Raw genomic sequence first — 14,624 nt, 5'->3', positions numbered from 1 at the left:
TCACGAAGGATGTCGAGGCAACAATCTCGTCATCCCACGCGTGGTTGATGATTGCCCATATCCGCAGAGTTCTGCGAAAAATCAATCAAACCGCTTTCTGATTCAGGCTCTCAGAGAATATGTACCGACCGCGCGACGTCCCGCTTTCACCCGGTTCAACGTCTTCCTGCGCGATAATTTTTCCTGCCAGTACTGCAATGACCACCTGCCAACGCATGAGTTGACCTTCGATCACGTCATCCCGCGCAGCAAAGGCGGAAAAACAAGCTGGGATAATGTCATCACCGCCTGCGGCTCCTGCAACCTTCTCAAAGCCGATCATCTGCCGCAGGAAATTCGCATGTTTCCACGCCGTCGTCCTGCACAGCCAACCACCTGGGAACTCCAGGAAAACGGACGTGCTTTCCCGCCGAACTATCTGCATGAAAGCTGGCGCGATTACCTCTACTGGGATGTCGAACTGGAAACCTGATGCCTTATTTCGTGTAGGTGTAACTGTATTCTTCAGCCAGTGCCTGCAGATCCGGCGCGCCCTTCAGATTGAGCGGCATCGGCTTCGCGGTTTTCTGATTGAAAATCAGATTGTGATTCGTCCACCGCTGACACGTGTTCGCCGCAAGCGGAAAAGATGTGTGAATCCCAGACCCCATCTGCTTACGCAGACACGAAATATCCGTGTCGTTGACCGTCCGCCCCATCTCAGCCGAGCAACCGGCGGCGCATAACGCCAGCAGAGGCACAAGTCTCCGCACAGCCATGCGCGCCCAAGCCTGATTTCCGGTTTTAACTGGATAAGACACCGCGACCCCGTTCATTCCTGATCACACAACGCAACACATACGCCACGAAACGAAACCCTCATCTGCCACGTTCCGTTGACTCAATGAAGGCCGCCTCCGGAAGCCCCCCCGCGTGTCACCTGCATGGCCGAAACCAGAGCCGGGCAGGGGGAGGGAAAGCCGGAGCAAAATGCAGACCGATAGCGAAAACGTCAGTTGACGTCGAAGCCCGCCGCCTCAATCGTACGACGGATAGCCGACTCCCCGGTCAGTGACGGATCATAATCAACCGAAACCTCGCCTTTCTCCAGGGAAGGACGAGCTTCTTTTACACCGGAGAGACCTTCAAGCGCACGTTTGATCGATGAGACACACCCGTCGCATGTCATGCCCTGCACAAGGAATGTATCGGTTTTCATCGTTTTTCTCCTTAACGTGCGCAGCCCGGCAACAGTCCCGTCACCAGAGCGGTCGCTGTCTTCAACAGGCCGCGACCATCGCGCCGCATCACCTTATTGTCCAGTCCCGATCATCGGAACCGACCGGACATCCTGCGATACCGGTCTCCACCGGTTGAGCAATAGCGCATTGCTCACCACCGACACCGAACTCATCGCCATAGCCGCTCCGGACAACATGGGCGACAGCACCCCGAATGCAGCCAGAGGAACGCCAAGACCATTATAAATACACGCGAAAAACAGATTCTGTCTGATCTTGCGCGATGTGGCGCGTGACAGACTGACGGCATCCACCGGAGCCAGAAGCTGCGAGCGCATCAGCACCACAGCCGCCGTGTCCAGTGCCACATCGGTCCCGCTTCCCATCGCAATTCCAACATCCGCCGCCGCCAGAGCCGGCGCGTCGTTGATCCCGTCGCCCGCCATCCCGACGAGCCCGCTCCCGTCGGTGGATGCCCTCGCTTCAGCAACCTCCGCCGCCTTGTCGCCAGGAAGCACGCCCGCCCTGACATCCGTGATCCCGACCGCTGTCGCCACCCGCCGCGCTGCCGCCTCGGAATCCCCCGTGACCATAACCGGACGAATGCCAAGATCCTTCAGCAATTCCACAGCCTGCGCCGCATCCGCCCGGATTTTGTCCGCCACGGCAATCCAGCCCGCGACCACGCCGCCCTGCTCGACCCCGATCAGCGTTTCCCCGAGCAGACCGGATTCCGCCGCCGGGCCGTCAGGCGTCACTCCCAGAAACCGCTCCGATCCCAGCCGCATCGGTACACCCCCGGATATGGCCGTCAGCCCATGCCCCGCAACGGCCCGTCCCTCTGTCACGGCAACCGGCGCAACACCGGCTTCCGCCGCCGCCTGCCGCACAGCCTTCGCCAGAGGATGTGTCGAGTCTCCCTCCATGCCCGCAGCCAGCGCCAGAACATCGCCCCGCGTCAGCCCGTCCACAGGAAAGACGCCGGTAACCTGCGGACGCCCTTCCGTCAGCGTGCCCGTCTTGTCCAGCAGTAACACGGAAACGCGCCCCATCTGTTCCAGCGCCTCCGCCGAGCGAAACAGCAGCCCCGCCGCCGCTCCACGCCCGGCGCCAACCATGATGGCCGTCGGTGTCGCCAGGCCCAGAGCACAGGGACACGCCACCACCAGAACCGCCACCGCGTTGAGCAGACTCCACTCAAACGATCCCGAAACCGCCCACCCGAGTCCCAGTGTCAGCAGCGCAATTCCCAGAATCACCGGCACGAAAACCGCCGAAACCCGATCCACAAGCCGCTCGATCGGTGCCTTCGAGCCCTCCGCTTCATCCACCATCCGCGTAATCCGGGCGAGCGCCGTGTCCGCTCCGACCGCTGTCGCCCGAACCCGCAGAACGCCATCCCCGTTGATCGTTCCGCCACGCACAGCATCCCCCGGGCCGCGCGGCACCGGCATGCTTTCCCCGGTCAGCATCGCTTCATCGAGCGCCGACTCTCCCGTCAGCACCGCGCCGTCCGTCGGCACGGCCTCGCCTGGCCGCACCACAAAGACATCGTCCACAACAAGACCCGCCGCCGGCTGGTCCCGAACTTCGCCCGCCGTCTCCACATGTGCTGTCTGAGGCTGCAATTTCGCCAGCCGCGCAATGCCCGAGGCGGCCCGGTCCTTCGCGTTCGCCTCCATCAGCCGTCCAGCCGTCACCAGCGTCAGAACCGTCGCCCCGGACTCAAACCATACCGGCGCATCCAGCCCGAACACCGTCACAACCGCGCTGGAAAGCCACGCGATCGTCGTGCCCAGCGCCACCAGAACGTCCATGTTCGCGCCACCGCCCCGCAGCGCCGCCCACGCGCCCCGGTAGAATTTCAACCCGGGACCGAACTGGACGATGCTCGCCAGCACAAGCTGCATCCACCGCGGCAACATCAGTTCATGGCTGGCGGTGGGGATCATCTCCAGAAGCAGAGGTAACGTCGCCACAATCCCGACAACCAGCTCCAGCCGGAGCCTGCGTCGCTCACCGGCACGTCGCTCCTGGCGGGCGGCCTCATCCCTCTCCGCCACTCCCGCCCGAAAACCCGCCCGGCTCACCGCGGCTGTCAGATCATCCACACCCGCCAGTCCCGGTGTCAGATCCGCCGTGGCCCGCGCTGCGGCGAAACTCACATGCGCCGTCACGCCGTCGAGCCGGTTCAGGATTTTTTCAAGCCGTATCGCGCAGGCGGCGCAGGTCATGCCCTCGATCGCCAGAGACACATGCTCATGGGGCACCGTGAACCCCGCCCGCTCAATCGTCGCTTCAATATCGGCAACGGGAGCATGATCTCCGGCAAGCGCCAGAGAGGCCCTGCCGGACGCAAAGTTCACGTTCGCCGTAATGCCGGGAAGCCGGTTCAGAACCTTTTCAATCCGCGCCGCGCAGTCAGCGCAGGTCATGCCTTCGACAGGTAAAGAGATCGACGCAGGCATCACCATCTCCCGAAAGCCGAAAAATGATCCGTCCACAGACCACTCAGCAGCACATTTATTTCCTGAAATCCGTCAGATAGCGTGTCCGCCAGACAGGCCGGTCCGCACTCCGTTTTTTCACCGTTCCCATACGCAGCGTGACGGTCCATGCATCACGGCAAAAAAACCGATCCCCCCGATAATGGAACTGTCCGCGTCCCATGCAAGATGGCGAGCAAATTCATATTTAAACGTGCCGTTAACGAGGTCCGGCCACAATACTTTTCCATATTATAATTACCAGACCATGCGTGCCCCGGATCTGCATGATCATATCCAGGGATAAATGCAAAAGGGGGAACAATTAAGAGGATTCCGACACGGTGCCCGTCGATCCGGCTACGGGAGCCTCGTTCCGGCGCAGGCCGCGGGGCCGAAGCCACAGGCTTCCGCGCGGACAGGCGGGGAGCCGCCGCACTGGAATTCGCGTTTATCGCTCTTCCGCTCATCACGCTGCTTTATGCTTCAGTGGTGATGAGCATCATCTATTTTACTCAGGATGCGCTCGACGCCGTGGCAGACCAGATGTCACGGCTGATCCTCACAGGACAGGCTCCGGCCTCCACTGATTCCGGAGCGTTCAAAACGCTGGCCTGTGCAAGACTGCCCGCTTACATGAGCTGCTCCTCGCTCTTCATCAACGCGCAAACCGTCGCCAGCTTTGCGGATGTCAACACCGCAGTTCCGACACTGACATTCGATGGCAGCGGCGTAGTCTCGAACAGCTGGAGTTACGATCCCGGAAGCCCCGGTGACATCGTCGTGCTGCAGATGATCTATATGCTGCCCATTGTAGCCGTGCTTGGTGGCTTTAATCCGGTCACCGAAAGCGCCAATCAGACCCGGCTGATCGTATCGACCGTCGTCATCAAAAATGAGCCTTCTTCGTGACGGAGCCCGATCAGCCGCCTTCCCCGGTCCCTGGCGCAGTTCCGTGTCAGCCCCCCCGGCACGAGCCACACCCTGGCCCGTGCCGCCATAGGCGTTTCCTGAACTGCGTCAGCGGCGTTTCGGCCATTGAATTTGCTCTGATAGCCCCTTTGCTTATCAGCCTGTTCATCTGCGGCGCGGAAATTGAGGACGCGGTCATCGTTCTGAGAAAAGTGACCGACATGTCACATACCGTCGCAAATCTCACAACGCAGTACGAGACCATGACAACCGATGACGCCTCGCTCGTGCTGGCCGCCACGCTGCTCGTCATGAATCCCTATTCGACAAGCACGGCGGAACTCATCGTTTCGGAAATATCAGTAGGAAGCGGCGGGACAGGCACCGTCGTCTGGAGCTGCGGCCTGAACCGGACGCCGCGCGCCCTGAATTCAACCGTCACCGTGCCCAGCACAACGAATTCTGACACGACCAGCTACCTTATCTACGGCGAAAGCTGGTACACATATACGCCTGTCGTCATCAGCACCGTCATCCCGGGTTTTGCCATTCCCGACCTCCCAATGTACGAAAGCCTCTACATGGTGCCGCGCCAGTCCACCTCCATCCCGCTGACGATCGGCACCGGCAGCAGCGACGTCACCTGCAATTACCCGTCGTCTTCCTGACACGCATCACAAACCAGCAGCACACACCCACAAAGGCCAGACATCCCAGAATCGTATCCCACGGCGCGATGCCCGATCTTACGACCGAGAGCGCATTATCCGATCCGCTTATCCCGGAAATCGCCGCCAGAGCGACCCCCATCAGGCTCTCCCCGACAATCAGACCCGAGGCAATCATCGTCCCCGGTCCCGCCTCACTTTCAGTCTTTCCCATACCGCGCTGAAGCCACCAGCCTATGCCCGCACCCACCGCGAGCGTCGTCGATACCGCAGGAGGCAGATAAAGCCCGATTCCAACCGCGAGCGGCGGAAGCGACAGCCCGCGCCGCTTCATCTGCCGGTCCAGCACGATCAGACCTGCCCCCAGTGCAAATCCGATGGAAATCAGCGTCCAGTCCAGGTTGTGCTCAAAAATCCCTGACGCCACCATCGCAATAATCGCCGGCTGCGGCGCCGCCAGTGCCCGTGCCGGGTCCATGTCCGGGCGCGGCAAAGCCCCGGTAAAGCCATAAGCCTGATAAAGAAGATTCAGGACAGGCGGAATGACCAGCGCTCCGATCCCACAACCGACAAGCAGCACCGTTTCCTGCTTCCATGGCGACGCCCCCAGAAGCTGGCCCGTCTTCAGATCCTGAAGATTGTCATTGGAAATCGCGGCCGAAGCCACGATCGCCGAAAGAATGATGATCGTGAACGCAATCGCCAGATGATGTCCGTTCGCCGAGAATACGTCCGGCAGAAGCCCCAGAGCTTCCAGCCCGAGCAGACACGACGAAACCAGAATGGTCGCAATCAGAACAATGCCTGAAATAGGCGATGACGATGACCCGACCAGCCCCGCCATATAACCGCAGGCCGCCGCCGTCAGAAATCCAAATACAAACATAAACACCGAGCCAAACAGCACGGGTATCAGAACATGGGACGTAAACGGCAGCAGAAACGCCGTCAGAAATACCGCGACCACAACAAACAGCGCCGCCCCGATCAGCCCGATCGTCCGTGGCGAAAGATCCCGGTTATCCGTCGAAACCCCGACCCGCGAAACCAGAGCGTCCTTTACACCCCGGATCACCGGCCCGGCCAGTTCGCCCAGCGTCCACACCGAAGCGAGAGCAATCGCTCCCGCGCCGATAAACCGGACCTTGTGCAGCCAGACCCAGGTTGCAAACGCTCCCGGTGCCAGATGATCCGTGTTCGGCGTGATCGCCGTCAGCCAGGGAACGGCAATCAGCCAGGACAAAACATAGCCGAACAGCATGGCCATCCCGCCCGCAATCCCGACCAGATATCCCGCGCCCAGCAGCGCCAGCGAAAACCCCGTCGACAGACGAAACACGGAAGAACCGGACGAAAAAACTACAGCCGCTCCATCTGAGAGAACCCGCAGACCGCCACTCGCAAACGAAAATGCCGCCGAAATCACCGTGCCCGCCAGCAATGTCATCAGGCCGTCATTCCGCGCGCCATCGCTCGCCTGTTCATGCCCCGCCCGCAGGATCTCCGCCGCCGCCACGCCCTCCGGATAGGGCAGGGTGCTTTCATTCACCAGCGCCCGCCGGAGAGGAATCGTGAACAGCACGCCCGCCATCCCACCCGCCGCCGTCAGCCCGACAGTTTCCAGATAAGGAAACCTCGCCCAGTGACCGATCAGAATCAGCGCCGGAAACACCGCGAATACAGTGGAAAGCGTCCCGGCAGCCGAGGCCTGGCTCTGCACCATGTTGTTTTCAAGTATCGTTCCGCCGCCAAGCAACCGTAAAACCGACATCGAAATGACCGCGGCCGGAATTGAAGACGCAAAGGTCAGTCCGATCTTCAGCCCGAGATATGTGTTGGAAGCCGTGAACACCACGGTGATGAGAGCACCGATAATAAGACCGCGAACGGTCAGTTCGCGGGACGAGGCGGGCTGCTGCATAAAGCGATCCTGCGAGGGGCAGACCTGGAAAGAGCAGCGCATGAGCGGAGCCGACCCCAACTCAGCAACCAGTCCTCCCATGCCGGACCCCGGTTGACGTAGGGCGGCACGCCGCCATAAGGCGCGACGCACGCTTTGCCCGATAATGTCCCATGATGGCCGAACTGGTTCGATATGCAAACGTCAGTTCCGGGCCGGGATGGAAACCACCGCGCCTCTTCGCGGGTTAATATGCGGACAGACGATGGAAATTTCGCCATACAGGCCGCATCCGGCCAGGAGGATTTGTGTCAGGAACACCCGCGTCAGAAGCCCGCTATCCCCGGATTGTCTCCGCACCGCCTGAAGCGAAAAAGCCCCCGGTCCGGACCCTCGTTTACCTGGTCACGCTCATTTTCAGCCTGGCTGGCTCCGGAATTTTCCTCGCTTCCCTCACGGGGCTGAGCCTGTTCTCCACAGCCACGATTGCCCGCGCGGCAGACGACACCCCCGCCTGGAGCGGGGAGGGGCGCAATCAGGATACCCTATTCGCCGTTCCTGCAACCATTGCCCCGGACGCCACCCTTGATGCGCTCGAAAAAACGATCACAGACGTCTTCCGCACCCGTATCGACCCGTCGAAGGGGCATAGTGCCGGAAACGTCGCGGAACTCGCCCGGAGTGCGACGATCGCCGGGAACACAGCGGACGACATAGTCGCCAGGCTGGAGCCATATGAGAAAATTTTCAAAACAATGCTTGATGTTCTGGGACCGGCCCCGGCAAAAGGCGCGCCACCCGAACTGCCGACACTCACGGCCCAGCGCGACAGACTGCTTAAAGCTCAGAATGACCTGAGCGGCCGCCTGACCCGAGCCCGCCTCTGCGCGCTTCAGGCCCATCAGCTCGTTCTCGTCCTGAGCCAGCGCAATAACGCCGTCCAGCAGGCGATGCTTCTGCAACGCTTCCCATCCCCCCTGGCCCCCGCTTTCTGGAGCAATCTCTCCGCCGAATTCCCGTCCAATATCGCCCGCCTCCGAGGCTTTGCCGGCGAAACCGCGCAAACCGTCGCATCGACAGCCGAAAGCTCGCGGCTTCCGACCATGCTCATCTGTTTTTTCGGGGCCGCAATCCTGTTTGCAGCGCCGTTTTTTCTGCTGAAACAGGCGCGTCGCGCGGCCGCCCGGCTTCTGCCGGATGGCCGTGTGCGCCGGATCGCCGCCGTTCTGCTCTATTCCGCCTGCTGTGCCGGATTCTCAGGCGCCGGAGCTCTTGTCTTCTGGCTCGGCATCACAGGCGCGAGCGATGTGGAGGGCAGCAGCTTCGCCGAACTCGCCGGCTTCGTCGGTTCCCAGATCCCGCTCGTCGGATTCATGCTCGGGGCCGGCGCGTCCATGCTGGCGGCCGGCAACCCGGACTGGCGCGTTGTGCCGCTCGGAGATGCGACCGCCCGCGCCCTCACGCCCTGCACGCTCTGGTTCGCGCTCCTCATCCTGCTCCGGGGCATCCTTCGATATGTCGATACCGGCACCATCCTCGGTCCGTTCGGTGTTCAGACCGCCGACATCATCTTCGTATTCATCGCCGCGCCACTCCTGTTCATAACGCCCAGACAGATCGTCCGTCAGCGTGACACGGCCTCTGACGAAACCCCTCTTCTGCAAAGCACAATTGGCAGGGCAGCCCGAATCCTGGCCTTCTTCATCTCGGTCTTCTGTGGTGTCGTCAGCCTCATCGGCTACATTCCGCTCGGTTATACGACGCTGTCATGGATCTGCTCCATGGTCGTCACGGGCCTCGGCCTGTCGCTGGTCTTTCTTCTCGTCAACGATCTCGCGACAACCGTCTTCACCAGTTCCGGCCGGCTCGGCATGCAATTTGTGCGGCTAGGCATTTCACCCCGGCTCGTCGATCAGGGCTGCGCTGTCATCAGCGGGTTGTTCAGCATCCTGCTGGTTTTCGTTGCGATCGCAGTCGCCCAGTCCGGCGGAGATTTCGATTTCTCCGTCATATCGGGAAATATCGGAAAGGTTGTCTTCGGTCAGCATATCGGCGGCGTCACCCTGTCCTTCGATGTCATCCTGAAATGCATCGCCATCCCCGTTATCGGTCACTACCTCATCCGCCTGACACAGAACTGGCTGCGAAACCGGCTTTTCCCGACAACAAACCTGGATGTCGGCTCCCAGACCTCCATCGTCACCATCTTCACTTACGCCGCCTGGATTCTTATCTGCCTGACGGTCATGTCAACCATCGGCATCACAGTCAGCAGCATGACCTGGGTCGTCAGCGCGCTTTCCGTCGGTATCGGCTTCGGCCTGCAATCCATCGTGCAGAATTTCGTCTCCGGCATCATTCTTCTCGCGGAACGGCCCGTCACCATCGGAGACCTCGTCCAGATCAACGGGACCACCGGCGATATCCGTCGTATCAGCGTGCGCTCCACCGATATCGGCCTCTCGGACGGCTCGACGATGATCGTCCCGAATTCGCAGTTCATTACTTCCGCCGTGCGTAATGTCACGCTCGGACACCCGACCGGCGCCATGTCCGTCTCGATCGGACTGCCGCTCGGAACCGATCTGACAAAAGCCGTCGGCGTCATGTCGAAAGCCATGGATACCGTGCCCGGCCTCCTCAAAGATCCGCCGCCTTCAGTCACGATCGCGTCCATCGCGGCCGATACCGTCACTCTGACCGCCTCGGGGAAAACATCTTCGCCCCGCAACGTGGATTCCGCCGCCAACGCCGTCCGCCTGGCCCTCTGGACCGCGCTGCATGAGAACGGCATCGTCGCCACCGTCGTTCCGACCGGCTGATCGGGAGATTACGTAAACATTCTGAAAGGGAAGCATGGGGTAGAACACATGACACACCCGGTGTAGAAACCGGACTGTGAGGGAACAGATGAGCAAGACCGGGCCGTTCGCGGGCGAATCAGCGCACACCGGCCGCCGGCCGCCACTCGCGGTCGTCACCGGCGGGTCAGGTGGAATCGGTCGGATGATTCTTATCGCCCTGATTCGTGAAGGCTTCGATACGGTCACGCTGTCCCGCACCGCTCCCGCGCAGGCCGGACAGAGCCGCCATATAGCCTGTGATCTCAGCAACGCCGAAGACCTGGCCCGGGCTGCGCACATACTCGTCGCCGATGGTCGCCCCGTCAGCGTTCTCATCCATTGCGCCGGTGTCATTGCGCCCGGTCCGGTCAGCGCCATGCAGCCGGCGGATGTCCAGCGGCAGATTGCCATAAATCTGACCGCGCCCGTCCTGCTGACTTCACAGCTCCTGCCCCTGATCCCGCGCGGCGGCCACATCGTCTTCATCAACTCGCTCGCCGCCGTCATCCCGCTCGCCAACAGCGCCGTTTATGTCGCCAGTAAAGCCGCGCTCCGCAGCTTCGCCCTGTCCCTGACACTGGAAACAAAACCCAGCGGCATCGCCGTGTCCTCCATCTTCCCCGGCGCCGTCGATACCGCCATGCTGCGCGACGAAATGGCCCGGGGCGGCTCCGTTCTCAACTTCGTCAGTCCTCCGGCAAAACCGGAAACCATTGCAGCCGCCGTCATGAAAGCACTGCGCCATCCCGGCCAGGAACGCTTCGAGCCCGCCATAGACGGCCTCTTCGGTCGTCTCTGCATGATGTTCCCGGGACTCCTCCGCCTGGCGCTCCCCGTTCTGACCTGGTTTGGTCGACGCGGCTCAGACCGTGCGAAATGTCGCCAGCGTTAAACCTGAATTCATACAGAAACCCGATCATCAGTCAGCAGAATCCGAAATACCCGTCAGGTTCTCAGCCGGATTACGTCAATAAACGCGCGGAGCCGGACCGGCAGCTCGTTCCGAAAAGATCATGAAAATGTCTTCCGGACCACGACACGGATTCTGCGGGGCGGCTCTGCCCGTGACATCTCCCATGCAACCCTGCATGATCTTTTCAAAATCAAAGGCAGCGGGACGCCAGACACATTATGATTTCCAGATTTCCGAAAACTCTTTCCTCATTCCTCTGCGCGGGCCTTCTCGCCGGAACAGTTCTCACACCACATCTCGCCACGGCCCGCCCCCCGGAGCCGGCCCGCATCGCCAGCACCGCCGGTAACGTCACCCGCGCGACCCTGCCCAATGGCCTCCGCGTCGTCGTCGTGCAGAACCGCCTGGCTCCCGTCGTCACCACCGAACTCAACTACCTCGTCGGCTCGGCCAACGCCCCGGACGGCTTTCCCGGAACCGCCCACGCACTCGAACACATGATGTTCCGTGGCAGCAAAGGCCTCGACAAAGACCAGCTCGCCGCCCTGGCCGCCCGGCTCGGCGGCAGCTACAACGCCGATACCACCGAAGACGTCACCCAGTATTTTTATACGGCCCCCGCCGAAGACCTCGGCCTGCTGCTCCATATCGAAGCCCTGCGCATGAACGGCCTCACCCTTTCGGAAGCCGACTGGGACAAGGAACGCGGCGCCATCGAGCAGGAAGTCTCCCGAGATCTTTCAAGCCCGGTTTATCGCTACATCTCGCAGCTTCGCTCCATTCTTTACAAAGGCACGCCCTACGAGCACGATGCCCTCGGCACGCGCCCGTCCTTCGATAAAACCGATGCCGCTCTGCTGCGGAGCTTTTACGGGAAATGGTACGCTCCCAATAACGCCATCCTCGTGATCGTGGGCGATGTCGATCCGCAGGCCACGCTCGACAAGGTAAAACAGGCGTTCGGCACCATCCCGAGCCGTGCCCTCCCCGAACGTGCGCCCGTCAATCCGGCGCCACCTCCGGCTCAGGCCCTGTCATTTCCGACTGATCTTCCCATCGGCATCGCCACCATCGCCTACCCGATGCCGGGTCTGACTTCGAAGGAATTTGCCACGGCGGATATCCTGTCAGATGTCCTCGGCAGCCAGCGCGGTGCTCTCTACCAGCTTGTTCCCGCCGGCAAAGCTCTCTTTGCCGGGTTCGAGTTCAGCCCGATCAAACGCGCCGGCATGGGCATCGCTGTCGCCGCTTTCCCGAAAGGCGGCAATTCCGCAAAAGCCCTTTCTGACATGAAGGACATTCTGGCCGACATCCGTGTTCATGGCGTCCCGGCCGAACTCGTCGAAGCCGCGAAAACGAAAGAAGTTGCCCAGCTTGGCTTCTCCGCCAATTCCATCAGCGGTCTCGCCGAAAGCTGGTCCACGGCGCTCGCTTTCCAGAATCTGTCCGCGCCGGACGACATCGCCGCAGCCTATCGTGCCGTTACGCCTGATGACGTCAACCACCTCGCCGCCCGTATTCTCGATCCGTCCCGTGCCATCACCGCCATCCTGACACCGGAAGAGTCCGGAAAACCTCAGAGCGGCAAAGGCTTTGGCGGCGCGGAATCCTTCGCCTCCGCTCCGGATAAACCCGTGGCCCTGCCCGACTGGGCCTCGGAAGCCCTGGCAAAACTCGATCTGCCGCCGCCTGTCGCGCTGCCTTCCGTGCAGACGCTCCCCAATGGCCTGACCCTGATCGTCCATCCGTCAAACGTCAGCCAGACCATTCAGGTCGCCGGCGAGATCCGCAACAACCCTGATCTTCAGGTCCCCAAAGGGAAAGAAGGTCTGGCCGGCGTCACCGAGGATCTGTTCAGCTACGGCACCACGAAGCACGACCGTCTGGCTTTCCATAAAGCCCTCGATGACGTTCCCGCCTGGGAAAGCGCCGGCACAGGTTTCTCTCTCAGTATCCCCGCCGCGAAATTCGATGATGGCATGGCCCTTCTCGCGGAAAACGAGCTGCACCCGGCCTTTCCGGAACAGGCCTTTCAGGTCGTGAAAATGCAGGCCGCGCAGGCCCAGGCCGGAGAACTCCAGTCCCCGGGCTATCTTTTCGGTCGCGCCATCAAAACCGCCATCTCCCCGAAGGACGATCCCACCCTGCGCCAGGCCACGCCGCAGACCATCGCTGCCCTGTCGCTGGCCGATGTCCACGCCTATTTCAGCACCGTCTGGCGCCCGGACATGACCACCATCGTCATTACCGGTGACATCACACCGGAAAAAGCCCGCGCCACCGTCGAGAAAACCTTCGGCGACTGGAAGGCCAGCGGCCCGAAGCCGGATGTCGATCTGCCAGCCCGTCCCGACAGCAGGACGTCACGCGCCCATGTCCCGGACAAAAGCAACGTCCAGGATACCGTGGCTCTGGCGGAAAGCCTCAGTCTCACCGCAGCCAATCCTGACCGTTACGTGCTGATGGTTGGCGACGAAATCCTCGGCGGCGGCTTCTCCTCACGCCTGTATCGCGATCTGCGGGTTAAAACCGGTTACGTTTACTCGGTCAGCAGCGGGTTCACCGTCGGTCGCACCCGCGGCGGCTATTCCGTTTCCTACGGCGCCGACCCTGGCAAAGTCAGCCTGGCGCGTGAAGCCGCGCTTCGCGATATCCGCGCAATACAGAATGTCCCCGTCACCGATGATGAACTCACCATCGCCAAATCCGGTCTTCTGCGCGGACTACCTCTTGAACGCGCCAGCCTGGACAGCATTGCCGGAACCTATCTCCGCCTGATCCGCCTGGGTCTGCCTCTCAACACCCCCGACATCGCCGCTCAGGCATTCTACAAAGCCACAGCAGCAGACGTTCAGGCCGCCTTCCGCAAATGGGTCCGCCCGGACGACCTCGCCGAAATCGTCAAAGGCCCTGTCCCTGAACAGTGATCTGAAAAAGACGACCGGCACCATATTTTCGCGGTGCGAGTACGGTAATGATCAAAATCATAACCATGCTGGCATGCACAGAGAACTTTTGAAAGTACATAACAATGCCAGACCAGAAGCGATGGACCCGTCTCACCGATGCCCTCGGATGGGCCATAGCACTGCACGGTGAACAGGAACGAAAGGGCGCGGGAACCCCTTATATCGCGCATCTTCTCGCCGTCACCGGGCTCGTTCTCGAATATGGTGGTGACGAAGACCAGGCCATCGCCGCCGCTCTGCATGATGCCATCGAAGATCAGGGCATTACACGCCAGATGATCGCCGACCGCTTCGGCTCACGCGTCGCCGACATCGTGCAGGGCTGCACAGATGCCGAGACTCTTCCAAAACCACCATGGCGCGAACGCAAGGAAACCTATATCGCCGCGCTGGAACACAAGAACAGCGATACGCTTTTCGTGTCCTGCGCTGATAAGCTGCACAACGTCCGTACCATCATCGCCGACTACCACCAGGTCGACGATGACGTCTTCACCCGCTTTCGCGGCGGCAAGGACGGCACTCTGTGGTATTACACCGCCCTGGCCGACGTTTATGCCCGTCGCCTGCCGGGAACATTAGCCGCCGAACTTTCTTTTGCAGTGAAAACACTGCAAGAAGCCTGCACCCGGTCAGGAACGGCCTGAAAAGTTTCTCTCTCTCAGTGGTTCACTTCGTGTTCTGACACAGCCCCTTCTGACACAGTCTCGCGA

General features: G+C 61.1%; 10 protein-coding genes and 2 pseudogenes. 8 read left to right on the top strand and 4 right to left on the bottom strand.

Features of this window, described 5'->3' with window-relative positions:
- Positions 1 to 101: pseudogene (locus tag GOB90_RS19180) on the top strand (IS5/IS1182 family transposase); the annotation flags it as partial.
- 5 nt (positions 102 to 106) lie between these two features.
- A pseudogene (locus GOB90_RS10340) lies at positions 107 to 472 on the top strand (HNH endonuclease); the annotation flags it as partial.
- Between the two features lie 4 nt (positions 473 to 476).
- On the opposite strand, the gene GOB90_RS10335 reads toward GOB90_RS10340, so the two are convergent.
- The 3 genes from GOB90_RS10335 to GOB90_RS10325 all read right to left on the bottom strand — a co-directional run bounded on the left by GOB90_RS10335 (position 477) and on the right by GOB90_RS10325 (position 3,688).
- Positions 477 to 758: a hypothetical protein gene (locus tag GOB90_RS10335; protein WP_146890925.1), complete on the bottom strand. Its 282-nt coding sequence runs from the start codon at positions 756 to 758 to the stop codon at positions 477 to 479.
- Positions 759 to 991: 233 nt separating this feature from the next.
- The gene (locus GOB90_RS10330) at positions 992 to 1,198 is read right to left on the bottom strand and encodes a heavy-metal-associated domain-containing protein (protein WP_146890928.1); all 207 of its coding nucleotides are present in this window, start codon (positions 1,196 to 1,198) and stop codon (positions 992 to 994) included.
- Between the two features lie 93 nt (positions 1,199 to 1,291).
- Positions 1,292 to 3,688, bottom strand: a complete 2,397-nt coding sequence (locus GOB90_RS10325) for a heavy metal translocating P-type ATPase (protein ID WP_146890931.1) — start codon at positions 3,686 to 3,688, stop codon at positions 1,292 to 1,294.
- A gap of 321 nt (positions 3,689 to 4,009) precedes the next feature.
- Here GOB90_RS10325 and GOB90_RS10320 point away from each other — a divergent pair, with 321 nt between their 5' ends.
- Both GOB90_RS10320 and GOB90_RS10315 read left to right on the top strand, forming a co-directional pair.
- Positions 4,010 to 4,618, top strand: a complete 609-nt coding sequence (locus tag GOB90_RS10320; RefSeq protein ID WP_146890934.1) for a TadE/TadG family type IV pilus assembly protein — start codon at positions 4,010 to 4,012, stop codon at positions 4,616 to 4,618.
- Between the two features lie 149 nt (positions 4,619 to 4,767).
- Complete coding sequence (locus GOB90_RS10315) at positions 4,768 to 5,286, top strand: pilus assembly protein (protein WP_242011930.1); 519 nt, start codon at positions 4,768 to 4,770, stop codon at positions 5,284 to 5,286.
- On the opposite strand, the gene GOB90_RS10310 is transcribed toward GOB90_RS10315, so the two are convergent.
- Positions 5,258 to 7,207 (bottom strand): OPT family oligopeptide transporter, encoded by a 1,950-nt coding sequence (locus GOB90_RS10310; protein ID WP_173572036.1) that lies wholly within the window; start codon positions 7,205 to 7,207, stop codon positions 5,258 to 5,260. The genes GOB90_RS10315 and GOB90_RS10310 overlap by 29 nt on opposite strands.
- A 287-nt stretch (positions 7,208 to 7,494) precedes the next feature.
- Between GOB90_RS10310 and GOB90_RS10305 the strand changes: the two genes are divergently transcribed.
- From GOB90_RS10305 to GOB90_RS10290, 4 genes are all read left to right on the top strand, one after another.
- Positions 7,495 to 10,008, top strand: a complete 2,514-nt coding sequence (locus tag GOB90_RS10305; RefSeq protein ID WP_261766000.1) for a DUF3772 domain-containing protein — start codon at positions 7,495 to 7,497, stop codon at positions 10,006 to 10,008.
- An 88-nt stretch (positions 10,009 to 10,096) separates the two neighbouring features.
- A complete protein-coding gene (locus tag GOB90_RS10300) occupies positions 10,097 to 10,921 on the top strand; it encodes an SDR family NAD(P)-dependent oxidoreductase (RefSeq protein WP_146890937.1) in 825 nt (274 codons plus the stop codon).
- A 239-nt stretch (positions 10,922 to 11,160) separates the two neighbouring features.
- Positions 11,161 to 13,869, top strand: a complete 2,709-nt coding sequence (locus tag GOB90_RS10295) for a M16 family metallopeptidase (RefSeq protein ID WP_146890940.1) — start codon at positions 11,161 to 11,163, stop codon at positions 13,867 to 13,869.
- Positions 13,870 to 13,973: 104 nt separating this feature from the next.
- Positions 13,974 to 14,558 carry an HD domain-containing protein gene (locus GOB90_RS10290; RefSeq protein WP_146890944.1) on the top strand — a complete coding sequence of 195 codons (585 nt, stop codon included), beginning with the start codon at positions 13,974 to 13,976 and terminating at the stop codon, positions 14,556 to 14,558.
- The last annotated feature ends 66 nt before the right edge of the window (positions 14,559 to 14,624 follow it).

Origin of the sequence: Acetobacter oeni, assembly GCF_011516825.1 — a bacterium.
GTDB classification, from domain to species: domain Bacteria; phylum Pseudomonadota; class Alphaproteobacteria; order Acetobacterales; family Acetobacteraceae; genus Acetobacter; species Acetobacter oeni.
This window is presented reverse-complemented; position numbering and strand designations above follow the sequence as displayed.

Bases quoted from the DNA above. Each gene is read 5' to 3' on its own strand.
- GOB90_RS10335 (WP_146890925.1), bottom strand. From the start codon at position 758: ATGGCTGTGCGGAGACTTGTGCCTCTGCTGGCGTTATGCGCCGCCGGT.
- GOB90_RS10330 (WP_146890928.1), bottom strand. From the start codon at position 1,198: ATGAAAACCGATACATTCCTTGTGCAGGGCATGACATGCGACGGGTGT.
- GOB90_RS10325 (WP_146890931.1), bottom strand. From the start codon at position 3,688: ATGCCTGCGTCGATCTCTTTACCTGTCGAAGGCATGACCTGCGCTGAC.
- GOB90_RS10310 (WP_173572036.1), bottom strand. From the start codon at position 7,207: ATGCAGCAGCCCGCCTCGTCCCGCGAACTGACCGTTCGCGGTCTTATT.
- GOB90_RS10300 (WP_146890937.1), top strand. From the start codon at position 10,097: ATGAGCAAGACCGGGCCGTTCGCGGGCGAATCAGCGCACACCGGCCGC.
- GOB90_RS10295 (WP_146890940.1), top strand. From the start codon at position 11,161: ATGATTTCCAGATTTCCGAAAACTCTTTCCTCATTCCTCTGCGCGGGC.
- GOB90_RS10290 (WP_146890944.1), top strand. From the start codon at position 13,974: ATGCCAGACCAGAAGCGATGGACCCGTCTCACCGATGCCCTCGGATGG.